The 25,253-nt window shown below is 43.5% G+C and carries 23 protein-coding genes and 2 other annotated features; all 23 genes read right to left on the bottom strand.

The annotated features are described in order from the left end of the window. Positions 1 to 58: 58 nt before the first annotated feature. The 23 genes from rpoC to radA all read right to left on the bottom strand — a co-directional run bounded on the left by rpoC (position 59) and on the right by radA (position 25,123). Positions 59 to 3,697, bottom strand: coding sequence for a DNA-directed RNA polymerase subunit beta' (gene rpoC, locus EIZ39_RS09855; RefSeq protein WP_129199775.1), 3,639 nt, complete (start codon positions 3,695 to 3,697; stop codon positions 59 to 61). Between the two features lie 32 nt (positions 3,698 to 3,729). Further along, complete coding sequence (gene rpoB / locus EIZ39_RS09850; protein ID WP_129199774.1) at positions 3,730 to 7,359, bottom strand: DNA-directed RNA polymerase subunit beta; 3,630 nt, start codon at positions 7,357 to 7,359, stop codon at positions 3,730 to 3,732. Between the two features lie 579 nt (positions 7,360 to 7,938). Further along, positions 7,939 to 8,547 (bottom strand): class I SAM-dependent methyltransferase, encoded by a 609-nt coding sequence (locus EIZ39_RS09845; RefSeq protein ID WP_129199773.1) that lies wholly within the window; start codon positions 8,545 to 8,547, stop codon positions 7,939 to 7,941. 143 nt (positions 8,548 to 8,690) lie between these two features. Then, a complete protein-coding gene (gene rplL, locus EIZ39_RS09840) occupies positions 8,691 to 9,053 on the bottom strand; it encodes a 50S ribosomal protein L7/L12 (protein ID WP_129199772.1) in 363 nt (120 codons plus the stop codon). Positions 9,054 to 9,105: 52 nt separating this feature from the next. After that, a complete protein-coding gene (gene rplJ, locus EIZ39_RS09835; RefSeq protein WP_129199771.1) occupies positions 9,106 to 9,600 on the bottom strand; it encodes a 50S ribosomal protein L10 in 495 nt (164 codons plus the stop codon). A gap of 27 nt (positions 9,601 to 9,627) precedes the next feature. Further along, positions 9,628 to 9,753 (bottom strand) — a sequence feature (ribosomal protein L10 leader region). Positions 9,754 to 9,809: 56 nt separating this feature from the next. Beyond that, on the bottom strand, positions 9,810 to 10,511 hold the full coding sequence (rplA, locus tag EIZ39_RS09830; protein ID WP_129199770.1) for a 50S ribosomal protein L1: 702 nt from the start codon (positions 10,509 to 10,511) through the stop codon (positions 9,810 to 9,812). A 140-nt stretch (positions 10,512 to 10,651) separates the two neighbouring features. Next, positions 10,652 to 11,077, bottom strand: a complete 426-nt coding sequence (rplK, locus tag EIZ39_RS09825) for a 50S ribosomal protein L11 (protein ID WP_129199769.1) — start codon at positions 11,075 to 11,077, stop codon at positions 10,652 to 10,654. Between the two features lie 150 nt (positions 11,078 to 11,227). Beyond that, positions 11,228 to 11,761 carry a transcription termination/antitermination protein NusG gene (gene nusG / locus EIZ39_RS09820; RefSeq protein WP_129199768.1) on the bottom strand — a complete coding sequence of 178 codons (534 nt, stop codon included), beginning with the start codon at positions 11,759 to 11,761 and terminating at the stop codon, positions 11,228 to 11,230. Between the two features lie 36 nt (positions 11,762 to 11,797). Continuing rightward, positions 11,798 to 12,013 (bottom strand): preprotein translocase subunit SecE, encoded by a 216-nt coding sequence (gene secE, locus EIZ39_RS09815; protein WP_129199767.1) that lies wholly within the window; start codon positions 12,011 to 12,013, stop codon positions 11,798 to 11,800. A gap of 30 nt (positions 12,014 to 12,043) precedes the next feature. Then, positions 12,044 to 12,193, bottom strand: a complete 150-nt coding sequence (gene rpmG, locus EIZ39_RS09810) for a 50S ribosomal protein L33 (protein ID WP_129199766.1) — start codon at positions 12,191 to 12,193, stop codon at positions 12,044 to 12,046. Between the two features lie 851 nt (positions 12,194 to 13,044). Continuing rightward, positions 13,045 to 13,704, bottom strand: coding sequence for an RNA polymerase sporulation sigma factor SigH (gene sigH / locus EIZ39_RS09805; protein ID WP_129199765.1), 660 nt, complete (start codon positions 13,702 to 13,704; stop codon positions 13,045 to 13,047). Positions 13,705 to 13,856: 152 nt separating this feature from the next. After that, complete coding sequence (locus EIZ39_RS09800; protein ID WP_129199764.1) at positions 13,857 to 14,363, bottom strand: NYN domain-containing protein; 507 nt, start codon at positions 14,361 to 14,363, stop codon at positions 13,857 to 13,859. Between the two features lie 15 nt (positions 14,364 to 14,378). Beyond that, positions 14,379 to 15,134 carry a 23S rRNA (guanosine(2251)-2'-O)-methyltransferase RlmB gene (gene rlmB, locus EIZ39_RS09795; RefSeq protein WP_129199763.1) on the bottom strand — a complete coding sequence of 252 codons (756 nt, stop codon included), beginning with the start codon at positions 15,132 to 15,134 and terminating at the stop codon, positions 14,379 to 14,381. Then, positions 15,131 to 15,547, bottom strand: a complete 417-nt coding sequence (locus tag EIZ39_RS09790) for a Mini-ribonuclease 3 (RefSeq protein WP_129199762.1) — start codon at positions 15,545 to 15,547, stop codon at positions 15,131 to 15,133. The genes rlmB and EIZ39_RS09790 overlap by 4 nt, the downstream gene beginning before the upstream one ends. A 2-nt stretch (positions 15,548 to 15,549) precedes the next feature. Beyond that, the gene (cysS, locus tag EIZ39_RS09785; RefSeq protein ID WP_129199761.1) at positions 15,550 to 16,944 is read right to left on the bottom strand and encodes a cysteine--tRNA ligase; all 1,395 of its coding nucleotides are present in this window, start codon (positions 16,942 to 16,944) and stop codon (positions 15,550 to 15,552) included. Next, positions 16,925 to 17,590: a serine O-acetyltransferase gene (gene cysE, locus EIZ39_RS09780; protein ID WP_129199760.1), complete on the bottom strand. Its 666-nt coding sequence runs from the start codon at positions 17,588 to 17,590 to the stop codon at positions 16,925 to 16,927. The genes cysS and cysE overlap by 20 nt, the downstream gene beginning before the upstream one ends. A 67-nt stretch (positions 17,591 to 17,657) precedes the next feature. Beyond that, positions 17,658 to 17,895: a binding site (T-box leader), on the bottom strand. Between the two features lie 6 nt (positions 17,896 to 17,901). Then, positions 17,902 to 19,359: a glutamate--tRNA ligase gene (gltX, locus tag EIZ39_RS09775; RefSeq protein ID WP_129199759.1), complete on the bottom strand. Its 1,458-nt coding sequence runs from the start codon at positions 19,357 to 19,359 to the stop codon at positions 17,902 to 17,904. A gap of 80 nt (positions 19,360 to 19,439) precedes the next feature. Then, on the bottom strand, positions 19,440 to 19,913 hold the full coding sequence (gene ispF / locus EIZ39_RS09770; RefSeq protein WP_129199843.1) for a 2-C-methyl-D-erythritol 2,4-cyclodiphosphate synthase: 474 nt from the start codon (positions 19,911 to 19,913) through the stop codon (positions 19,440 to 19,442). A gap of 2 nt (positions 19,914 to 19,915) precedes the next feature. Then, complete coding sequence (ispD, locus tag EIZ39_RS09765; RefSeq protein WP_129199758.1) at positions 19,916 to 20,596, bottom strand: 2-C-methyl-D-erythritol 4-phosphate cytidylyltransferase; 681 nt, start codon at positions 20,594 to 20,596, stop codon at positions 19,916 to 19,918. Positions 20,597 to 20,627: 31 nt separating this feature from the next. Continuing rightward, positions 20,628 to 21,716, bottom strand: coding sequence for a PIN/TRAM domain-containing protein (locus EIZ39_RS09760; protein WP_129199757.1), 1,089 nt, complete (start codon positions 21,714 to 21,716; stop codon positions 20,628 to 20,630). A 146-nt stretch (positions 21,717 to 21,862) separates the two neighbouring features. Beyond that, positions 21,863 to 22,603 (bottom strand): CDP-diacylglycerol--serine O-phosphatidyltransferase, encoded by a 741-nt coding sequence (gene pssA / locus EIZ39_RS09755; RefSeq protein ID WP_129199756.1) that lies wholly within the window; start codon positions 22,601 to 22,603, stop codon positions 21,863 to 21,865. Positions 22,604 to 22,672: 69 nt separating this feature from the next. Further along, on the bottom strand, positions 22,673 to 23,749 hold the full coding sequence (gene disA, locus EIZ39_RS09750) for a DNA integrity scanning diadenylate cyclase DisA (RefSeq protein WP_129199755.1): 1,077 nt from the start codon (positions 23,747 to 23,749) through the stop codon (positions 22,673 to 22,675). Between the two features lie 3 nt (positions 23,750 to 23,752). Further along, the gene (radA, locus tag EIZ39_RS09745) at positions 23,753 to 25,123 is read right to left on the bottom strand and encodes a DNA repair protein RadA (RefSeq protein WP_129199754.1); all 1,371 of its coding nucleotides are present in this window, start codon (positions 25,121 to 25,123) and stop codon (positions 23,753 to 23,755) included. Positions 25,124 to 25,253: the final 130 nt, after the last annotated feature.

The raw sequence follows: 25,253 nt of genomic DNA, 5'->3' as shown, positions 1-25,253 counted from the left end.
AGGGTTACTTGGCACACTAAGAGATAATATCATCTTGAGAAAAAGAAGTCAACACTATTTATTCCACTGTTACAATTTCTTTTGCATCAGGGTTATCGGCTAATGTCTCTTCTCCTTGCTCCTGATCATTCATCAATCGTGTGTTACGGTATCTTGACATCCCTGTACCTGCAGGAATCAACTTACCGATAATAACATTTTCTTTCAATCCAAGCAAGCGGTCAACTTTACCTTTAATGGCAGCATCCGTTAAGACACGAGTAGTTTCTTGGAAGGATGCAGCAGAAAGGAATGATTCTGTCTCAAGAGATGCCTTCGTAATACCAAGCAATACAGGACGAGCAACAGCCGGCTCTCCGCCGTCACGGAAGACCTTGCGGTTTGCATCCTCATACTCGTGAATATCCACGTAGGATCCTGGCAGAAGATCGGTCGTACCACTATCAATGATACGGATCTTTCTAAGCATCTGACGAATCATAACCTCAACGTGCTTATCGTTGATTTCTACCCCTTGCATACGGTAAACCTTCTGAACCTCTTGAAGGATATAATACTGCACACCACGAAGACCCTTGATTCGCAACATTTCCTTCGGATCAATAGAACCCTCGGTTAGTTCATCCCCTGCTTGAAGTTTAACACCTGGAGTTACCTTTAGACGAGAACCAAATGGAATCTGGTACACCTTGGATTCCGCATGTCCCTTCACTTCGATTTCACGACGATCCTTCGTGTCACGTACATCAATCACTTCACCATCAAATTCCGTGATCGTCGCTTGACCCTTCGGATTACGCGCCTCGAATAATTCCTGAATGCGCGGCAAACCTTGCGTGATATCGTCTCCTGCAACCCCTCCGGTATGGAACGTACGCATCGTTAACTGAGTACCTGGTTCCCCGATAGACTGAGCTGCAATGATACCTACTGCTTCTCCGATTTCTACGTCTTGACCTGTAGCCAAGTTACGTCCATAGCATCGCTTACATACCCCATGCTGAGTCCGGCAAGTCAATACCGTACGAATATGCACGGATTCCACATCTATTTGGTTAGCTAAGATGTCAGCGATCTCTTCCGTAATGAGTTCATTTTTCTTGATAATAATCTCGCCTGTTTCAGGGTGACGTACTGTAGCGAACGAGATTCGACCATTAATGCGGTCATAAAGATCTTCGATCTTGTTCTTTCCATCAACGATTGGCGATACCTTTAAGCCTTTGTCAGTTCCGCAATCAATCTCACGCACAATAACGTCTTGCGCAACGTCAACCAAACGACGAGTCAAGTAACCGGAATCCGCTGTACGTAGGGCCGTATCGGCCAAACCTTTCCGTGCACCGTGGGTAGAGATAAAGTACTCTAATACCGTTAGACCTTCACGGAAGTTCGACTTGATCGGTAACTCGATGATACGTCCAGATGGGTTTGCCATCAATCCACGCATTCCAGCTAGCTGTGTGATCTGAGATACGTTACCACGCGCTCCAGAGTTCGCCATCATATAAATAGAGTTAAACTTATCCAATGAGGACATGAGAACTTCTGTTACTTCGTCCTTCGCTTTACTCCATACGCTAATAACGCGATCATATCGCTCGTCTTCCGTAATCAAACCTCGGCGATATTGATGCATGATCGTTTGAACTCTTTCTTCTGCGGCAGCAATAATTCTCTTCTTCTCTTCAGGTGTCTTGATGTCCGCTACCGCTACTGTTAAACCAGCCTTAGTAGAGTAGGTAAAACCAAGATCCTTTACTCGGTCTAGCATGACTGTCGTTTGCGTTGTTCCGAAACGACGGAATACTTCTCCGATAATCGTTCCAAGGAAACCTTTCTTAACAGCTTCCTGTTCTTTTGCTAATTGAGTATCAATGAATTCTTTGACACTTGCTCCCTTATCGAAAACAAAGTAACGATCAGGTGTACCTACTTGTAGGTTGCCTTTCGTCGGTTCATTGATAAATGGCATATCAGGAGGGAAGATTTCGTTAAAGATGATTTTCCCTGTTGTTGTAACAATTAAAGCCTGCTCCTGTTGTGGAGTAAAGGAGGTCTTTCCTAATGTTTTCGCTGGAACGGCTACGCGAGCATGTAAGGAAATTAATCCGTTTTGGTAAGCATGGATTGCTGCATTAGGAGAATGGAATACTTGACCTTCCCCTTTAGATCCTACTCTCTCAATGGTTAGATAATAACTTCCTAGAACCATATCCTGAGATGGAGTTACAACTGGCTTACCATCCTTAGGGTTCAAGATATTATGAGCTGCCAACATGAGAAGACGAGCTTCTGCTTGTGCTTCAGCAGAAAGCGGAACGTGAACCGCCATTTGGTCTCCGTCGAAGTCAGCATTATAAGCTGTACATACCAGCGGGTGAAGACGAATCGCGCGACCTTCAACAAGGATCGGCTCGAACGCCTGGATCCCTAGTCTGTGCAAAGTAGGGGCACGGTTCAATAGAACTGGATGCTCCTTAATGACTTCCTCAAGAACATCCCAAATCTCTGGGTGAACGCGTTCTACTTTACGCTTTGCACTCTTAATGTTATGAGCAAGACCCTTGCTCACCAATTCTTTCATTACAAAAGGCTTAAATAGCTCTAGAGCCATTTCCTTCGGTAATCCGCATTGGTACATTCTTAGATTCGGCCCTACAACGATAACCGAACGACCAGAATAGTCAACACGCTTACCAAGCAAGTTTTGACGGAAACGACCTTGCTTTCCTTTAAGCATATGACTCAAGGACTTCAATGGGCGATTTCCTGGGCCGGTCACTGGACGACCACGACGTCCATTATCGATTAGAGCATCTACTGCTTCTTGCAGCATACGCTTTTCATTTTGAACGATAATATCTGGCGCACCCAGATCAAGAAGACGCTTCAACCGATTATTTCTGTTAATGACACGACGATAGAGATCGTTCAAGTCAGAAGTAGCAAACCTACCTCCATCGAGCTGTACCATAGGACGAAGCTCTGGTGGAATAACAGGAAGGACTTCAAGTACCATCCACTCTGGCTTATTGCCAGAAGCACGGAAGGACTCTAGAACTTCCAATCGCTTGATGATTCTAGATCTGCGCTGACCTTGAGCAGAGTTCAACTCTTCCTTTAACTGAACCACTTCTTTGTCCAAATCGATTTGTGCAAGAAGTCTCTTAATCGATTCAGCACCCATACCCGCGGTAAAGGAATTACCGTACTTCTCGCGATAGTTACGATATTCTTTTTCGGAAAGAAGCTGTTTTCTGTCAAGTGGTGTATCCCCAGCATCAATTACTACATAAGAAGCAAAGTAAATGACTTCTTCTAGAGAACGTGGAGACATATCTAATACAAGTCCCATCCGGCTAGGAATTCCTTTGAAATACCAGATATGTGAAACCGGAGCGGCTAGCTCAATATGAGCCATCCGCTCGCGGCGAACCTTTGCCCTCGTGACTTCAACCCCACAACGGTCACAAACTACGCCCTTGTAACGTACGCGCTTGTACTTACCGCAGTGACATTCCCAGTCTTTCGTAGGACCGAAGATCTTTTCGCAGAATAGACCTTCTTTCTCCGGCTTTAGCGTTCTATAGTTAATCGTTTCAGGCTTCTTAACCTCTCCGAAAGACCAAGATCTGATTTTTTCAGGTGAAGCTAAGCCGATTTTCATATACTCAAAATTGTTCACATCTAACAAGGGGCATACCTCCCATGACCGGTTTTCAACCCTTAATCTTCAGCGCCTACACCTTGAAGGTTGAGGTTTAACTTGTCACCTGCATTATCATCTTCTTCATCGACTTCGCGCATCTCGATTTCCTGCTCATCTTCGGCCAGGATCTTAACATCCATACCCAAACTTTGCAGCTCTTTTATTAATACCTTAAACGATTCAGGAACACCTGGCTCTGGTACGTTCTCACCTTTAACAATCGATTCGTAAGTTTTCACACGACCAACCACGTCATCGGACTTGACTGTAAGGATTTCTTGAAGCGTGTAGGCCGCACCGTAAGCTTCCAGCGCCCAAACCTCCATCTCCCCGAAACGCTGTCCACCGAATTGAGCTTTACCACCCAATGGCTGTTGCGTAACAAGAGAGTATGGTCCAGTCGAACGAGCATGGATCTTATCGTCAACCATGTGAGCCAGCTTAATCATGTACATGACACCCACAGTTACACGGTTATCAAATGGCTCCCCTGTACGTCCATCGAACAATACGGTTTTACCATCCTTAGATAAACCAGCTTCCTCTAGTGTTTCGAATACGTCAGTTTCCCGCGCACCATCGAATACTGGAGTAGCTATATGGATACCTAATGCCCTTGCCGCCATACCTAGGTGAGTCTCTAATACCTGACCGATGTTCATACGAGACGGTACCCCAAGCGGGTTCAATACGACTTGTACCGGTGTGCCGTCAGGTAAGAATGGCATATCTTCTTCAGGTAGAATTCTTGCAATTACCCCTTTGTTACCATGGCGTCCGGCCATCTTATCTCCAACGGAGATCTTACGCTTCTGAGCGATATAAACCCTTACCAACTGGTTCACACCTGGTGGGAGTTCGTCACCGTTCTCGCGAGTAAACACTTTAACGTCTACGATAATACCAGATCCACCGTGTGGAACTCGTAGAGATGTATCTCTTACTTCACGCGCCTTCTCTCCGAAGATCGCATGAAGAAGTCTTTCTTCCGCCGTAAGCTCCGTAACCCCTTTAGGTGTTACTTTACCTACTAGAATGTCGCCGTCTTCGATTTCGGCCCCTACGCGAATAATACCGCGCTCATCCAAATTCTTCAGGGCATCTTCCCCTACGTTTGGAATATCACGAGTAATTTCCTCTGGCCCTAATTTCGTATCACGCGCTTCTGACTCATATTCTTCAATGTGAATAGAGGTGTAAACATCCTCTTTCACAAGCTTCTCGCTCATAAGGATGGCATCCTCGTAGTTGTACCCTTCCCAAGTCATAAAGGCAACCAGAGCATTACGTCCTAATGCTAGTTCTCCTTTTTCTGTAGAAGGACCATCTGCGATGATGTCTCCAGCCTTCACATATTCGTTCTTCCGAATGGTTGGGCGTTGATTCACACATGTTCCTTGATTGGAGCGGATAAACTTCTGTAAACGATACTTATCCAAGTCTCCTTTAACCATCTTCACGCCTTCTGGAAGTTCATTTGTTGCCGTTGGTCTTAATCTAGACTCAAGTCCAGATAGACCCCAATCCTTCGGTGTAGGAACAGGATTGTTGTTTTGGTCAAAGAATTGAACTCTGCGAATCCAAATCTCTCTTGCTGTTACTCTTTCCACGATTCCTGGGTGCTTCGCAACAGCTGCTACTCCTGAGTCTTTTGCTGCTTTATACTCCATACCCGTTCCGATGAACGGAGCTTCTGGTACTAAGAGAGGCACGGCCTGACGTTGCATGTTCGCTCCCATGAGGGCACGGTTGGCGTCATCGTTCTCTAAGAAAGGAATCATCGCTGTAGCGACGGATACAACCTGCTTAGGCGATACGTCCATAAAGTCAACCTTATCGCGCGGAATGGTTAAGATTTCACCCTTACGGCGACAAATGACGGTTTCGTTTAAGAATCGGCCTTCTTCATTGATTGGAGCATTCGCTTGCGCAACATTATAAACATCTTCCTCATCGGCTGTGAGGTAGACGATCTCTTCTGTTACTAAGCTGGTTTCTGGATCGACTCTTCTGCGCGGAGTTTCAATGAATCCATACTCATTAATCCTCGCATAACTAGAAAGAGAGTTGATCAAACCAATGTTTGGACCTTCCGGTGTCTCAATCGGACACATACGACCATAGTGAGAGTGATGCACGTCACGCACTTCGAAACCTGCGCGTTCCCGCGTCAAACCACCAGGCCCCAAGGCACTCAAACGACGCTTATGCGTAAGTTCTGCCAGTGGGTTCGTTTGGTCCATAAACTGAGACAGCTGACTGCTTCCAAAGAACTCCTTAATCGCCGCAATAACAGGGCGAATATTGATAAGAGCCTGTGGTGTAATAGCATTGGCATCTTGAATAGACATCCGCTCTCGAACGACACGCTCCATACGAGACAACCCGATACGGAATTGGTTCTGTAATAGCTCACCTACGGAACGCAGTCTACGATTCCCAAGGTGGTCGATGTCATCCGTGTTTCCAATGCCGTGAAGCAAGTTAATAAAGTAATTAATAGCCGCGATAATATCAGCCGGCGTAATGTGTTTAACTGTTTTATCAATAATACCGTTAGAGATAACCTTAATGATCTGCCCGTCATCCGTTGGTGAGAAGATATTAATACCTTGCACTTCGATATCTTCTTCTACTACACCGCCGCGAGGCTTCATTTTCGTGATGTTCAATCCACCCGCTAAGTACTTCTCCAACTTCTCCATAAGACGACGATCAACGGTTTGCCCTGCTTGAGCCAAGATTTCTCCTGTGCTGTTATCGACAAGGGTTTCAGCTAACTTCTGGTTATAGATTCGGTTGCGTATATGTAATTTCTTGTTGATCTTATAACGACCGACATTCGCCAGATCATAACGCTTAGGATCAAAGAATCGAGATACCAAAAGACTCTTTGCATTGTCTACTGTAGGTGGTTCACCTGGACGAAGACGCTCGTAGATTTCAATAAGAGCTTTTTCTGTAGAGTCCGTGTTATCTTTTTCTAATGTATTCTTGATATACTCGTCTTCACCAAGGATATTCAGGATTTCTGCATCAGACCCAAAACCTAATGCACGCAAAAGAACCGTAACGGGGATCTTCCTTGTACGGTCGATACGAACGTAAATGACGTCCTTAGCATCAGTCTCTAGTTCCAGCCAAGCCCCACGATTCGGGATGACAGTAGCCGTAAAAGCTTGTTTTCCGTTTTTATCCACTTTTGTATTGTAGTAAACACTAGGGGAACGTACAAGCTGACTGACGATGACGCGTTCCGCACCATTAATAACGAAGGTACCTGTATCCGTCATGAGAGGGAAATCTCCCATGAAAACTTCTTGTTCCTTTACTTCACCAGTTTCCTTATTAATTAAGCGTACTTTAACACGAAGGGGTGCTGCGTAGGTAACATCCCGTTCCTTGGTTTCATCGACAGAATATTTAGGCTCACCTAAACTATAGTCTATGAACTCCAAAACTAGATTCCCAGTAAAGTCCTGGATTGGGGAAATGTCCTGGAACATCTCTCGTAACCCTTCATCCAAGAACCATTGATAGGACTTCTGCTGGATTTCAATTAGATTAGGTAATTCCATTACTTCTTCAATTCTGGCATAACTCCTGCGTTGACGATAACGTCCGCTTTGAATCAGATGACCTGCCAAATCCATTCACCCCTCAAACCCGAGTATTATCAATGCTAAAAACCCTCAAAAACGCTAGAAAACTTGGCTAACGCCAAGCCTTATCGTAGCGTCGTGCAAATTTCCTTCAACCTCTCTTACTAGTTTAAGACAGGGACAGAAAAATTGACTGGCGCCAAGTTACTAACCCTCCTTATCCATCCTCCTTAACATTGCCGGAGTGAGTAAGAAAAATTTCAGTAATCCTAGATAACCGAGGGTACATATAACCAATAATTAATGCAGCTACACAATGATGTAATAGAGCATCTAAATAAAAAATGGACAGTTCTATTATGTTATTATTGCCATAAAAAAACTCATCCATTCAATAAAACTGTAAAAAACTTAAAAGACAATGCATAAGAACTGAATATCCAGTCTTAACTCGAAGTTGTACAAGATCTCTGCGTACTGTAAGATGCATTATAACGGGGTTATAATAAATACCTACAGTCGAAAAAAGTCAACTCTTGACAACGATAAAAAAATTGCCTCTTTTAGCATTTTATAACGATAACACAAACAAAAATTGATGTCAACTTCTATTTAGATGAGACTTTACAAATGATCTAGCCTTGTTGCTTTGATAATCCAGTATCCCTTGTCTTGGACTACCTTTTCTACTTTCTGATAAATCTCCTGCAATTTGCTCATAGCTGAAGGTCCACCTTGCTTCTTCTGGATAACAATCCATAACGAACCTGTATCCTTAAGTCTTGGGTAGGCCTCTTCGAAGATTTGGTGTACGGTTTGCTTACCAGCGCGAATGGGTGGATTAGTAAGAATCACGTCATACTTCTGATCTGGAAGATTCTCAAATAAGAAGCTAGTCATGATTTCAACATTATGTATGCCATTTCGCTCAGCGTTCCTCTGCGCTAATGTAACAGCTCTCTCATTCACATCCGCCATCCATACCTTTCCTTTGCTCGCTAACCTAGCGGCAACCAATCCGATAGGGCCATAGCCACAACCCATATCTAACACTTCATCTTTAGGTTGAATTTGCATTTCCTCAATTAATAGAACACTTCCATAATCAATACGGTCTCTTGAGAATACACCTGCATCAGTGATGAATTTAAGAGATTGGTCCCGCAGTTCAAAAACAAACTCTTTTTCCTGATGTTCTACTGAAGGCCTATTAGAATAGTAATGTTCACTCATGGTGCTCACCTCTTTCCATTAACCAAGTCTACCTATCTCTTGTTTGTACGAACGAAGGGAAAAATATACGAAGAGTAGAAAAAGAGTACAAAAAGCAAGACCCACTGCATATAACAGTGGGTCTTAGATGATAAAAGTAGAAACTACTTAACTTCTACAGTTGCGCCAGCTTCTTCAAGCTTAGCTTTGATAGCTTCTGCATCGTCCTTAGAAACGCCTTCTTTAACAGTAGCAGGAGCTCCGTCAACCATAGCCTTAGCTTCTTTAAGTCCAAGTCCAGTCAACTCACGAACAACCTTGATTACGTTGATCTTACCAGCACCTGCGTTAGCAAGTACTACAGTGAACTCAGTTTGTTCAGCAACTTCAGCAGCAGCAGCTCCGCCTACCATTGCAACTGGAGCAGCAGCAGTTACTCCGAATTCTTCTTCGATTGCTTTTACTAGATCGTTAAGTTCAAGAACAGACATACCTTTAATTGCTTCTAAGATTTGCTCTTTAGACATGTGTGAATCCTCCTAAATTTTTAATAGTTATATTGGTTCGAACGCTAGTGAATTAAGCTTCTTGTTCTTTCTTTTCTCCAACTGCCTTAACAGCAAGAGCAAAGTTACGCATTGGCGCTTGAAGAACGCTAAGCAACATAGAAAGTAAGCCTTCGCGGGAAGGTAGAGCTGCCAATGCCTTGATTTGTTCATCAGACATTACCGCTCCGTCAACGATACCGCCTTTAATTTCAAGCTTATCGTTCTTCTTTGCGAAATCAGCAAGTACTTTTGCAGCTGTAACTTCATCTTGAGCAAACGCGATCGCAGTAGGTCCAGTTAGATATTGATCTAAACCAGAAACCCCTACTTCTGCTGTTGCACGTTGAGCCAACTTGTTCTTATAAACCTTGAACTCAACTCCAGCTTCACGACAAAGTTTACGAAGTTCAGTTGCTTGCTTAACAGTCAAGCCACGGTAGTCACTCAATACAGCACTCTTAGATTCACGAAGTTTCGTTGCAATCTCTTGTACCGATTGAACTTTCTCTTCACGTACTACTGCCATGTTACACCTCCTATTAGATTTTCTGGTGCAAGATAAGAGAAATACCCTCCACAAGACAAGCGGAGGGCATAGATAATCTATCTATTATGCACCTCGGAAGGAAATTAAGCTCTTACGAGCACCTTCTGTCTACGGTAATCAAATGTTCATTTTTATGATGTGCTCTGAGGCACAAGATATATAATATCAACAGTGCGTTAGGAAGTCAACTACTTCGCTGCACCAATTGTTCCCAAGTTCACTTTTACACCAGGTCCCATTGTGGAGCTTACAGTGATATTCTTCATGTAAGTTCCTTTTGCAGCAGCTGGCTTCGCCTTTTGAAGAGTGTCGATAACAGTTGCTAAGTTATCAGCCAACTTTTCGTTGTCGAAAGAAACCTTACCGATAGGAGCGTGGATATTACCAGCCTTATCTGTACGGTATTCGATTTTACCAGCCTTAATTTCTTTAACAGCTCTGTCAAGATCAAAAGTTACAGTACCTGTCTTAGGGTTTGGCATTAAGCCTTTAGGTCCTAGAACACGCCCAAGCTTACCTACTTGACCCATCATGTCAGGAGTAGCAACAACTACATCAAACTCGAACCAACCTTGTTGGATCTTGTTGATTAGATCTTCATCCCCTACAAAATCAGCGCCAGCAGCTTCTGCTTCTTTAGCTTTTTCACCTTTAGCGAAGACAAGAACTCGTTGAGTCTTTCCTGTACCGTGTGGTAATACAACAGCTCCACGAAGTTGTTGATCAGCCTTTCTTACGTCAACACCAAGCTTTACTGCTACTTCAACAGTTTCGTCGAACTTAGCAGATGCAGCCTTCTTTACTAATTCAATTGCTTCAGCAACATCATATTGCTTCGCACGGTCAACAAGCTTTACAGCTTCTTGAAACTTCTTTCCTTGTTTAGCCACTTTTGTTTCCTCCTTAAATTATGTGGTAGTAGCGGTTCTGCGGTTTTACCTCCCACCGGCTGCTAATAGCAGCCTAAAGAAAACGTCGGCAGAAACAGAACTCGTCCGTAATCCTCGCCGACGTCTTTCACAACTTGAAACTAGTCTTCGATCACGATTCCCATGCTTCGAGCCGTACCCTCAACCATACGCATAGCAGCTTCTACGCTAGCAGCGTTAAGGTCAGGCATCTTGGTTTCTGCGATTTCACGAACCTTGTCGCGCTTAATCGTAGCAACCTTCGTACGATTAGGAACACCAGAACCAGACTCGATACCAGCAGCTTTCTTCAAAAGAACAGCAGCTGGAGGGGTCTTAGTGATGAAGGTAAAAGAACGGTCTTCAAATACAGTTATTTCAACAGGAATGATCAAACCTGCTTGTTCTTGGGTACGAGCATTGAATTCTTTACAGAATCCCATGATATTAACCCCTGCTTGACCAAGCGCAGGACCTACTGGAGGAGCTGGATTCGCTTTACCTGCAGGAATTTGTAATTTAACCATTTTAATAACCTTTTTAGCCATGTGACACACCTCCTTAATCCGAAATGTGGTGAACGGGACGAGCCCTCCCACTTAAAACACACTTCGTCGCAATAAATTATATCACAACGAGTTTATGAAACAAAATTGAAAATACCACATCGCGCAGTATATTTCAAGCCTTTACGGACTTTATATTTTTTCCACTTGAGTGTAATCCAGTTCAACCGGCGTCTCGCGTCCGAACATGTTCACATGAACCTTGATCTTACGCTTGTCCGTTTGAATCTCTTCTATAGTGCCGACAAAGTCGGTGAATGGCCCTTCTTTCACTTTTACCGTTTCTTTTAAGTTGAAGTCGATCTTAGGCTTAACTTCCTCAACGCCCATTTGCTTTAATATCGAATCGACCTCGCCCGGCTTAAGGGGAGTGGGCTTAGATCCAGAACCTGCCGATCCAACGAATCCTGTTACACCAGGCGTATTACGCACAACGTACCAAGAATCATCCGTCATGATCATCTCGACGATGACATACCCAGGAAACACCTTCTTCGTAACGGTTTTCTTCTTACCGTCTTTCATCTCAACTTCGTCTTCAGTCGGGATGAGTACTCGAAAGATCTTATCCTTCATATCCATGGATTCGACACGCTTTTCTAGATTGGTTTTTACCTTGTTTTCATACCCAGAATAGGTATGAACAACATACCAAGACTTTTCCATTCAGTAGGACTGTAACGTCCTTTCCCCCCTATCGATTTATTGACCTAAAATCAATTCAATGATCTGTGAAATCCCTAAATCGATAACCGCAAAGAATACGGCAATCAGTGTGACTGTCACAAGAACAACAGACGTATACGTCGTTAACTCCTTGCGATTGGGCCACCTTACTTTCTTCAGTTCTGCTACAACATCACGAAAAAAAGAAGGCACACTCTTAAATCCAGCACCTAGTCTAGCTAAGAACCCCACGGCTACACCCCCAATACATCGAGCCTATAGTTAGCGTGTTTCACGATGAGCAGTGTGCCCATTGCAAAATTTGCAGAACTTCTTCATCTCAATGCGGTCAGGATGCTTACGCTTATTTTTGCCTGTGGTGTAGTTACGTTGCTTACACTCGGTGCACGCTAAAGTTACGATAACTCGCATGTTGTTACACCTCCCACATTTTTAAATCTTACCCGTTAAGGGTGTTAGACGTTCTCTAAAAACATATAAACTACTATATCCTAACAGGTAAAACCAGCTACTTGCACAGCTACCCTAAAAACTTTAGCACACTCGGAATATCGATGTCAAGAAGAATGACAATTGAATCTTGACACAACGTTTTCCATTACGATTTAGGAAGTTCAGATCATTAACATCCATTATTAACTGTTTTTGGACGAATAATCAACATTTTGTTAAAGAAAACTTTGGAGAGATTGGAGATAGGATTTTTTGATTGATGTAATCTTTTTTAGATTTTCTTTAATTTTAGGCCTGTCTTTGCATTGTTAATACAATTTTCTATATAACTACTTCTATTCTCTGGATATTTACCCGTTTTAACCTGACTTTGTGGGTCAACTTTTTCTCTTCACTCCTAATCCTAGTCGAAAAATGGTCTGGATATTTCAATTTCAATCCGTTCTAATACTTCTCTCCAGCTCAAACTCACGACATTTTCGTTATTCTCACGTATTCATCCACTTTTCTCACGATCTGGACACCGAAAACCACGAACCGGTAATCATTGCAATTATCGGACCTGTTTTGATCACGAATTCTAGCTGCTTTCTCACAAATCAATAATAATTACAAATAACCCGATCACTTTCCGTCTCTCAGCTCCAACAACCAAACGAAAATCACGAAACAGACAACCAAACTCACGGACAATAGTTACGAAGTCACATTCCTACAACTATTACAAATAGGCCCACACCGCACATCATACAAAGCAAAAACCTCACCTAAACCAAAGCCCTAAAGGACTAATCGTTTAGTGAGGTTTATCATTTTAGTATAGATATTTCCCTGATTTCTAAATATTTTTCAAGTTTACGCTTCACTCTCTGCAACGCATTGTCAATCGACTTCACATGCCGATCTAAGTCAACCGCAATCTCTTGGTAGGAGCGGCCATCTAAATAAAGCGCTAGCACTTGTCTTTCTAAGTCACTGAGAATCTGTGCCATCTTATCTTCGATATCATCAAACTTTTCTTGATTGATAATCAATTCTTCAGGGTCTGTAACTCGTGTACCGCAAATCACGTCCAATAGCGTTCTGTCGGAATCTTCATCATAGATCGGTTTATCTAGGGAAACGTAAGAGTTGAGTGGGATGTGTTTTTGTCTAGTCGCAGTTTTAATTGCGGTGATAATCTGCCTTGTGATACACAACTCAGCAAACGCCTTAAAAGATGTCAACTTGTCCCCGCGATAATCACGTATCGCCTTGTAAAGTCCAATCATTCCTTCTTGAACAATATCCTCTCGATCAGCCCCGATTAAGAAATAGGATCTGGCCTTCGCCCGGACAAAATTCTTATATTTATGAATGAGGTATTCCAACGCATCCGAGTCACCCTCTCTGACCATGTCAACCAGATCTTCATCAGATATGTAATCATATTCAGCGGGTATATCTACGTCTTTAAGGTCGACATTCACGTTTTCATCCCTCCGGGCTCCCGACATGCCCCTCCCACTTGAGATACATGATAAGCACATCTTATCAAGCATGTCAAACGGGAGAGGAATAGATGAAATCATTATACATTATGTAACCTTGGAACGTCAACAATCGGCTCCTCTGTTAAACATTATTGCCTCCTCCATTTTTCGAAGAGTTCTGCTATATCTCCTTTTAGCGGAATGCCTGAACGTAGGGGCTCGTACTTTATTTTATCGACCTTTTGACGAATGGATTTCTTCGACTTCTCAATATCTTCCAGTAATTCCCTTGCGGATTTTCGTAATGCTCCATAGCCAAATGACATTCTCTGCTCGGTATAATCTGAGGTCGCTACAGTGATTCTTCTTTTTCTGGAAATTTCCTTTTTAACTAGGCGCTCAATTAATTCATCCGCGGTCTCATTCTCTTTCGTGTAAAAGATATCGACCTTGTACTCTTTAATCCTTTTCCCCATACCCGGTACCTGGTGAGCATCGAAAACCACTACGATTTTATAACCTGAATAAGCCTGGAATTCAGAAAGCATCGTTAGCAGTTCGTCCCTCGCTCTGCCTAACTCGTTTTTCTTCATGGCGGCAAGCTTAGGCCAGGCACCGATCATATTGTAGCCATCTACAACAAGTAGCTCTTCCATTCCTCACTATTCCCATCAAGTCGTTTTATTGCCAATTGGGTTTCGTTGTCTATGCACTTCAAACATGAGCAAGGCTGCTGCCACCGAGGCATTAAGGGATGTAACATGTCCCACCATCGGAAGTCGCACAGTAAAATCACAAGTATCTTTTACAAGGCGGCTCATCCCCTTGCCTTCGCTCCCAATAACAAGCCCGATTGGCATATCATATCTACCTTGTCTGAAATCTTGTTCTCCTGTTGCGTCCGTTCCAACCATCCAAACTCCTTTTTCCTTTAAGTCTTCCATTATCCTCACCAAATTTGTGACTCTTGCAACCGGAACATATTCCATGGCGCCCGCTGCTGCTTTCGCAACAGTAGAGGTTAAGCCGACCGCTCTTCGTTTTGGAATAATCACGCCGTGTGCTCCAATTGCATCCGCCGTCCGCATGATAGAACCTAAATTATGAGGATCTTCGATTTCATCTAGGATTAGAATAAGTGGCGATTCTCCTTTTTCTTCCGCGCGCTTCAAGATATCTTCCACTTCTACGTAATCATAAGCCGCGACGAAAGCGACAACCCCTTGATGAGCTTCTCCTTCAGCTACTTGATCTAACTTCTTTTTGGGAACAAGCTGCACCTGAATTTTCGCTTCTTTCGCCATCCCGACCACTTGACTCATTGGTCCCTTCATCGAACCCTCAGCAACCCAGATCTTATTGACAGATCGGCCGGAGCGTAGAACTTCTAAAACTGGATTTCTACCTACAATATATTCTTCACTCATGCCTTTTCACCCGTTTCAATTATAGTAAACATTCTTTTTATAAGGCTATCCAATCTCTGCTTCTGTCCCGTTAAATATAGATAACCAAGCATACATTCGAAGCCGGAACTATTCCGATATTCTATAGGATCCGCATTTTTAGGGATCGTGCCCGACTTGGTATTACGTCCACGCTTCACCATCCAACTCTCTTCTTCTGTCAATTCTTCTTGCAGGATATGCAGTGCTCTTGATTGGGCTTTAGCCGATACATATTGCGTCGCCATCCGGTGAAGAAGGTGGGGCTTAGCCCCCTTCTTCGCAATAAGATGTTGGCGAACATAGACCTCTAATACGGCATCTCCCATATAAGCTAAAGTAAGAGGATTCAGCAGTTTGGGCTCGGTACTTAATGGTTCGTCGAGAAAAATCATATTTACTTCCTTCTCCACCTTACACCCTGTGGCGTATCTTCAAGGATGATTCCTTGCTCTTGTAAGAGATCTCGGATTTCATCCGCTCGTTTAAAATTCCGATCTTTCCTTGCTTGAACTCTTTCGTGAATCAGTGAATCAATCTCCTCATCAAGCAATTCTGCCCCTTCTGCTATAAAAGGAAGACCAAGTACATCTCCAAATTCTTTAAGCAAATTGAGGTACACTTGAATACCGTCCATCGACACCTTATTGTTTCGCAAATATTGATTCGACTCACGAACCCACTCGAATACGATAGCTAAAGCATCCGCTGTGTTAAAGTCATTATCCATCGCTTCCTGAAACTTCAATCGATATTGATCTTGCTTTTCCTGTTCTTGATGCGTGTCAGCTGTCGCTGCCTGTTTTCTGTGCTCTAGGTTTGTAACGGCAGTAATAATCCGATCCCACGCATTCTGTGCCTGTTCGAGTAATTCTTGGCTGAAGTTGATCGGATTACGGTAGTGCGCACTCAGCATAAAGAATCGAAGAATATGCGGTGGCACTTGCTCGCGCAACTCCTTAACTAGAATGAAGTTCCCTAGAGATTTAGACATCTTTTCATTGTCTATATTAATATACCCGTTATGCATCCAATATTTCGCCATGCTTTTGCCCGTGAGTGCCTCGGTTTGAGCAATTTCGTTTTCGTGATGAGGAAAAATTAAATCATGCCCTCCGCCATGAATGTCAAAGCTCTCACCAAGATACTTCATCGACATCGCCGAGCACTCGATATGCCAGCCTGGACGCCCTTCGCCCCATGGACTTGGCCAAGAGATTTCGCCTGGCTTCGCACTCTTCCATAAAACGAAATCAAGTGGGTTTTCCTTTTGCTCATTCACAGCGATTCTTGCGCCTGACTGAAGCTCCTCAATATTTTGATGAGAGAGCTTCCCATACTCATCGAACTTGTCAGTACGGAAGTAAACATCGCCACTGGATTCATAAGCAAATCCTTTATCAATCAATTGTTTAACGAAGTCAACAATCTCTTCGATATGATCAGAAACCCGTGGGTGAACCTTCGCTTCCTTTACCCCTAGAGCTGTCACATCATCCTTATAGGCTGCAATAAATTGTTCTGCTACCTCTAGGACCGTTTGCCCAGTTTCTTCTGCTTTACGGATTAGCTTATCATCAACATCAGTGAAATTTTGGATATAAGTTACTTCATAGCCACGATAAGTTAAATAGTTTCTTACCACATCAAAGACAATCGGCGGCCTTGCATTACCGATATGAATAAAGTTATACACGGTTGGGCCGCACACATACATCTTGACCTTTCCCGGCTCCATCGGCTCAAAGTTTTCTTTCCTTTTTGTTAATGAATTATATAGTTGAATGCTCACCTGATTTCAGGCCTCCCTTCACTTGATCCAGTTCCTTCTTTAATTCATCAATTTCGCGCTGCATGGACCGAAGCATATCGGCGACAGGATCCGGCAAATTTACTTGATCCAAGTCATCAGTTATGCGAACCCCATTTTGCACCACGATTCTCCCAGGAATACCAACAACAGTGGAATGAGGAGGCACTTCCTGCAAGACGACGGATCCTGCTCCAATTTTAGAGAAATCTCCAATTCTCATCGATCCAAGCACTTTTGCCCCGGAGGCAATAATAACGTTATTGCCAATGGTCGGATGACGTTTCCCTTTTTCTTTTCCTGTTCCACCCAACGTTACCCCTTGATAGATCGTGACATTATCACCTATTTCACAAGTTTCTCCAATAACCACACCCATACCATGGTCAATAAATAATCGTCTGCCGATAACCGCTCCAGGATGAATTTCAATTCCTGTAAAGAACCGAGCCAATTGAGAGATCGCACGAGCGAGCGTATACCACTTCTTCTTCCACAAAGAATGACTCATACGATGAAACCAAATCGCATGAAGTCCAGAATATGTTAATACCACCTCTAAAGAACTCCTGGCCGCAGGATCTTGTTGAAAGACGGTATCTATATCTTCCTTCAACCTATTAAACACTAGCTGACACTCCCTTACGTTAGGGTATTAAATACAAAAAACACCGCCCCAAAAGCAATACATTGCTTTCAGAGACGGTGTAATCCGCGGTTCCACTCTGCTTAGATTCTCCCATAGAGAAAATCTCGCTTGTTACCCTTCGTTAACGGTGGGTGATTCCGGTTCCACCTACTTCCTCACACGAGGGTTCAGCGAACGACTCCCAGGCGCACTTCCAAAGATTCGGATGCAAGCTGCTTTCAGCTGAGGGCAGCTCTCTCTGTAGCAGCCGAAATCTTAGTACTCTTCCTGTTCTACGTCTTTTTATTTTACTATTGTACGTAAGCTAATATTCTTTGGGTTACTTTTTCTTTTCCTAATAAGGATAGCGTCTGGTTCAAGTCACGTCCGTGAAGCTCTCCTGTTACAGCTACGCGGACCGGCATAAAGAGAGCTTTCCCCTTTTGTCCCGTAGCCTTCTGTACAGTCTTCAACGCTTGCTTTACATCTTCCGCTGTAAAAGTTTCTAGGCTCTTCACTTCTTCATAGAAAGCCTTCATCACTTGGGGAACTTGTTCTTCAGCAAGCACAGCCTGTGCTTCTTCTCCGTATTCTATCTCATTTTTGAAGAAATTAGAAGTCAATTCAACAATCTCCGCCCCATAGGATAACTGCTCCTGATAAAGGGCCACTAATTGACTTGTCCACTCCAACTGCTCTTCTGTTGGCTGTTCAGCTACTAACCCAGCCGCTTTCAAGTGAGGAAGACAGATGTCAAGTACTCTCTCAATAGGTTGCTGCTTGATGTAATGATTATTCATCCACTTCAGCTTCTCTGGGTCAAACACAGATGGAGACTTAGAAACACGAGTAAGGGAGAATTTCTCAATTAACTGCTCCTTCGTAAAGATTTCCTCTTCCCCTTCAGGCGACCAGCCTAACAAGACGAGGAAATTCATTAAGGCTTCAGGTAGATACCCTAACTCTAAGTATTGCTCAACAAATTGGACAACAGACTCATCTCTTTTACTCATCTTTTGTCTATCTTGGTTTAAAATCAACGCTACGTGGGCAAAATCCGGAGGCTCTACCCCTATAGCTTCATAAACCATGAGCTGTCTTGGCGTATTCGATAAGTGCTCTTCACCGCGGATAACATGGGTAATTTCCATAAGATAATCATCTATTGTTACCGCAAAGTTATATGTCGGGATCCCATCTGGACGAGCAACGACGAAGTCTCCAATTCCATTGGATTCGAACGTGACTTCCCCGCGGATATGGTCCTTCACCACATATTCCTTATTTTCTAGTACACGAAAACGCGTGGATGGCTTGCGTCCTTCTTTTTCGTATTGTTCCTTTTGCTGGGCTGTCAGGTTGCGGCACTTCCCTGAGTACATCGGCATTAACCCTTGGGCTTTCATTTCTTCACGTTCTTGCTCTAATTCCTCAGGAGTACAGTAGCAAGGATATGCCTTTCCTTCTGCAACAAACTGTTCAAGATACTTTGTATAAATATCTAAGCGATCCATAGAACGATAAGGGGCAAACGGACCACCTACATCCACGCTTTCATCCCATTCTACTCCGAGCCAGCGCATACTAGCCATCAACTTAGCTTCCGCGCTTTCCACGTTCCGCTGTTGGTCGGTGTCTTCTATACGAATAATAAACTTGCCGCCTTGATTGCGGGCAAAAAGGTAATTAAAGAGAGCTGATCTTGCTCCACCAATATGTAAATGCCCTGTAGGACTCGGGGCAAAGCGAACGCGAACTTCCTTGCTCATATCTTTCAAACCCTCCTATTTTCGTACCTCTACTTCTAAGTTGACATTATAGCATAAGTTCCTTCTTCTGCCTCTTCTTTTTACTTCGATAAGAGAACAGCAGCCTGAGCTGCAATGCCTTCTCCACGACCGGTAAAACCTAACTTTTCCGTTGTCGTTGCTTTCACGTTCACTTGGTCTGTCTCGACTTCAAGTAGACTTGCAATCAACTGATTCATCTCAGGAATGTATGGGGCCATCTTCGGCTTCTGTGCGATGATGGTACAATCCATGTTTATTACTTTATATCCCTTTTTCTTCATGATGGCTACCACTTGTTGCAAGAGCACCTTGCTATCCGCATCCTTATAAGCTTGATCCGTATCCGGGAAGTGTTTTCCTATATCCCCTTCACCCAATGCACCTAGAACTGCATCACTAATCGCATGCAATAAGACATCAGCATCGGAATGCCCGAGCAACCCTAACTCGTAAGGAATCGTAATTCCCCCAATGATTAAATCCCGATTTTCAGCAAACTGGTGTACATCAAATCCTTGTCCAATTCGAAACATGTTCATCGCCTTCTCTTTTCCATAATCGTTTCTGCTACCTTGAGATCTTCAGGGGTTGTGAGCTTTATATTCGTATATTCCCCTTCCACTACAGACACCCTTCGACCTAACCATTCAAACAACATGGCATCATCCGTCCCTAGAAACCCCTTATCCATCGCTTCCCTGTGGGCCTGAAGAATATCGAAAAGACGAAAAGCTTGTGGGGTTTGCACGGCCCACAAGCTTTGGCGAGAGGGAGTATTGACAACCTCCCTATTCTCATCCACGATCTTTATCGTATCTTTAACAGGAACAGCTGGAATGGCCGCTCCCATCTCTATCGTCTTTTCTAATACTCTGCGAACCATCTCTATCGTAGCAAAAGGCCTAGCCGCATCGTGAATCATAGCATACTCTACATGCCGTAACGCTTGTAGTCCTAGATATACGCTATGCTGCCTCTCTGCCCCGCCAGCTACGACTTGAATATGGGGAAAGTCCTTCAGGAGTTCCTCAGTACGACTAATGTCCTCTGCATTGGTCACTACAACAATTTCTTTCAGCTCAGGCATGTGGGCAAATAAATGGACAGTATGATATAAGACCGGTTTTCCGTTTAATTGAATAAATTGCTTTTTATCTGCTGCACCCATTCTTTTTCCTTGGCCTGCCGCTGCTATAACGACCCCACAACTTACCATAGCGCTCCTTCAACTCCACGTAATAAATCTATTATAGTGCCTTCTCCAACATTTTAGGCTTGGCAAAGATCATACGTCCAGCAGAAGTTTGAAGTACACTGGTGACCAATACATCAATATGCATACCGATGTAGTCACGACCGCCTTCCACAACGATCATCGTCCCATCATCAAGATAAGCTACGCCTTGGCCATGCTCCTTACCGTCCTTAATTAACTGAACATTCATCTCTTCTCCTGGAAGAACGACAGGCTTGACCGCGTTCGCCAGATCATTAATATTTAAAACTAGTACACCTTGCAATTCACATACTTTATTAAGATTAAAATCATTCGTTACGACTTTTCCTTGGGTTACTTTTGCAAGTCTGACTAGCTTACTGTCTACCTCATGGATATCGTCAAAGTCACGTTCATCAATTAAAACGTTAACCTTAAGCTCCTTTTGGATACGATTGAGAATATCCAGCCCTCTTCTTCCTCTATTTCTCTTCAAGACATCAGATGAATCAGCGATGTGTTGAAGCTCTTCAAGTACGAACTGAGGAATAACCAATGTCCCTTCTATAAAGCCCGTTTTACAGATGTCTGCAATTCTTCCGTCAATGATGACACTCGTATCCAAGATTTTTAAATCATCATTCTTCTGTTTGGCTGGTTCCTCTTTCTTATTGCGTGAAAACCTTCCGATGGAGAATACATTCATCAATTCATCTCGCTTACGAAACCCTACTTGGAATCCCATATAACCAAGCAAACAGGAAATTATCAACGGTATAAAATCTCCGATGATAGGAAGCGGAATATAACTGAGTGGAATAAAAAATAAAAAAGCGACGATAAGACCAATAATAAGACCCATTGCACCGAATAATACATCGGTAATCGGCAATTTCAGTAAGGCCTCTTCTCCCCATCGAATAGACTGAACAATATAATCCGCCAACCAAGTAGAAAGAAGGAAGAACAAGAGAGCTCCTACTACCGCGCCAATATAAGGCCCGACAACTCCGCCCACATTCAAGAACGGATCTAGAAGTTCAAATAAATCAGAGCCAAACCGAAATCCAAGCCCGCCTCCCATCAACGTGAGAAATAATTGAACAAACCTTCTAACCATACCTTCACCTCCTTTCTACATTATTGACCAATTCTACAAATAAAAATCAAAGCTTTCAGGAAATATTCAAATATTCATATCAGTTTCTTCATGACCAAACATTGTCTAATCAGAATACTACGCTCTGGATAATCCTGTCAATTAGCCTAAAGGGACGAATCATGATAGACTTTGTCATCGTCATCTACTTTTGTTTTCTTCCACTTTTTCCTGAAGTGATCTAACCCCTTTTTCACCCCATAGAGAGCATATAGAAATAGAGGAATCGATACAATCTTCGGAAACTGAGTCGGATACATAAAACCAAGTACGGCAACAACTACAATTAAAATAGGGGCAACCCAGTAAGTGGACTTCGGAATTCCTACCTTCTTGAAGTTAGGATATTTGATCTTACTAATCATCAAGTAAGATAAGAGCAACATGGCTAAAGATAGATATACCGGTGAAAATAAATTGTGATACAGGGCTAGTGTCGCTAAAACGCCTCCTGCTGCCGTAATAGGCAATCCTACAAAATAACCAGTATTGCCTCCTGTCTGAACGTTAAAACGAGCTAAACGAAGGGCTCCGCAAATCGGAAACACGGCTACAATAAACATCGCCATCATGCCCATCTCTTGAAAGGCCGCTACATACATAATGAAAGCAGGTGCCACTCCAAACGTTATCACATCGGACAAGGAGTCGAGTTCTTTTCCGAATTCGCTCTGTGCATTAAGCAAACGAGCCATTCGCCCATCCAACCCGTCCAACAGCATGCCGATAATGACCATAATGGCTGCATAATCTACATACTTATAATCAGGTTGAAACGCCAGCATAATGGCCACAATGCCAAGGAACAAGTTCCCTACGGTTAACATATTAGGTATGGCTTTAATCATCTTTTTTGCCTCCAGTCTTTCTCCCTTACTATTGTAATACGAAACTCAGGTTAATAGGGTTTCATTTTTTTAAATATGTCTGTCAATGAATACCTGTTCCTGAATCCGCTTCAACCCTTCCCGAATGGCCCTAGCCCTTACCTCTCCAATGCCATCTACTTCATCTAGCTCTTCAATCGTAGCCATCATGACCTCCGGAAGGTTCATGAACTTCTCAATTAAATTCTGCACGATGACAGCCGGCAGGCGAGGAATCTTCGTAAGGATTCGATAACCTCTAGGTGAGACCGGTTCTTCTTGTATATTGATATTCGTTGCATAGCCCATTAAGCGGACAATATGTTGTGAGTCCAGTAATTCCTCCGACGAAAGCTTCTTCAGCTCCCCTAAAATATGATCTGGGGTCGTCTTTTCGAGATGTTTCGTATAATCCTTGATGAGAAGCCTAGCCTCTTCTTCGATATTACCCACTAACTCTTCGAGCTGCATGGTGATAAGTCGGCCCTCTGTCCCTAATTCATTAATATACTTTAGAATTTCCGACTTAATCCTAAGAACCATCTCAATCCGTTGAATCACCATCACAACTTCTTGGAGGGTTACTAGCTCTTCAAATTCTAAAGCTCCAAGATTGGTCATGGATTGGTCTAAGACAGACTTGTACTTCTCTAGTGTCTGCATCGCTTGATTAGCCTTCGTAAGAATGACTCCAATATCCTTCAAAGCGTATCGAAAGTTTCCTTGGTAAAGCGTGATGACGTTTCTTCTTTGGGAAATCGAAATAACCAGATGCCCCGTCTGTTTGGCCACCCGTTCTGCTGTCCGATGGCGTATTCCGGTCTCACCCGAAGAGATGGATGAATCGGGAATCAACTGAGTATTCGCATACAAAATTTTCTTGCCATCTTCGCTAACAATAATCGCACCGTCCATTTTGGCTAGTTCATACAGATGGGCAGGCGTCAATTCGCAGTTGATGGAAAATCCTCCATCCACAATGTTGGTGATGCTTTGTCCGTAGCCCACTACAATGAGTGCTCCAGTTTTAGCCCGCAATACATTCTCCAAACCCTCTCGGAATCTCGTCCCTGGAGCGACAAAGCGCAGGATTTGACTCATGAGCTGCTCATTCTTTAATTCTCCCATGCTCTACCTCCCTATCGCTTCCCTTAGTGCTTCTTCTACTGTTCTTACAGGTATTAGCTCTATCCCGCGTGGTGGCTGCCATCCTGCCAAATTCTTCTCAGGCATAATGACTCGCTTAAACCCGAGTTTGGCCGCTTCCTTCACTCGCTGTTCCATCCTCGATACGCCGCGCACTTCTCCTGTAAGACCTACCTCACCTATAATGACGTCATCAGGCTGAGTGGCTAAGTCCCGGAAGGAAGAAGCTAGACTTACCGCAATGGCCAAATCTATAGCAGGTTCATCTAATCGGATGCCTCCCGCTACATTAACGTAGGCATCCTGATTCTGCATAAGCATTCCTACTCGCTTCTCAAGGACGGCCATAATTAAGGCGACTCGGTTATAATCTACTCCCGTTGCCATCCTTCGAGGCGATGGAAAGCTGGTTGGAGTGACCAATGCCTGAAGCTCCACTAGAACAGGGCGAGTGCCTTCCATACTGGCCACCACAGCCGAACCTGCAGCCTTACTTCGCTCGGACAAGAAGAGCTCAGAGGGATTCGAGACCTCCTGTAGACCCTTTTCTAGCATTTCAAAGATGCCAATCTCATGGGTGGAACCAAACCGATTCTTAACAGAACGAAGAATCCGATAGGTATTATGCCTCTCTCCCTCAAAATAGAGAACGGAATCCACCATGTGCTCAAGCAATCTTGGTCCAGCCAAATCCCCTTGCTTCGTTACATGACCTACTATAACAATGGCTATATCCTTTGATTTACCCAGGCGCATTAAATGAGAGGTACATTCCCTAACCTGAGAAACACTGCCTGGTGCTGACGTAACGGCTGGATGATAGACCGTTTGAATGGAGTCAATGACGACTACTTTAGGCTCAATTTCGCCCACCTGCCATTCAATACGCTCTAGATCCGTTTCGGAAAGAACGAAGAGCTCATCGCTATCTGCCCCTAATCTTTCCGCACGCAGCTTTGTCTGCTTGGTCGATTCTTCACCGGATATATATAGTACCTTATGCTTACTCTGAGCTAGAAAATGAGACATTTGTAAAAGAATTGTGGATTTTCCGATTCCCGGATCTCCCCCTACTAAAATAAGGGACCCTGGAACGATGCCTCCGCCTAACACACGGTTCAATTCCGCCATTCCCGCATCTAAACGCGGCTCTTGCTCACTTTGAATTTCTTTTATAGATAACGCCACATTATCTTTAGACGAAACTGAACGATGCTGATGCCCTGTATTCTTCTTCTGTTCTTCTAATTCTTCCACTAAAGTGTTCCAGCTTTCGCACCCCGGACACTTTCCCATCCACTTGGGGGTCTCGTATCCACATTGCTGGCAAACAAACTTGGTTTTTAATTTTGCCATTCGCTTACTCCCCAACTTTACGTTTATTATCAGTATAACTTATTACTTTTCGCTATTTCGTGTACAAATTCCTCCCATATCGCGCATATCGCAAAGGAAACACAAAAAAAAGAGGGCTGTTCTAGCCCTC

The organism is Ammoniphilus sp. CFH 90114 (assembly GCF_004123195.1).
Lineage (GTDB): Bacteria > Bacillota > Bacilli > Aneurinibacillales > RAOX-1 > YIM-78166.
This window is presented reverse-complemented; position numbering and strand designations above follow the sequence as displayed.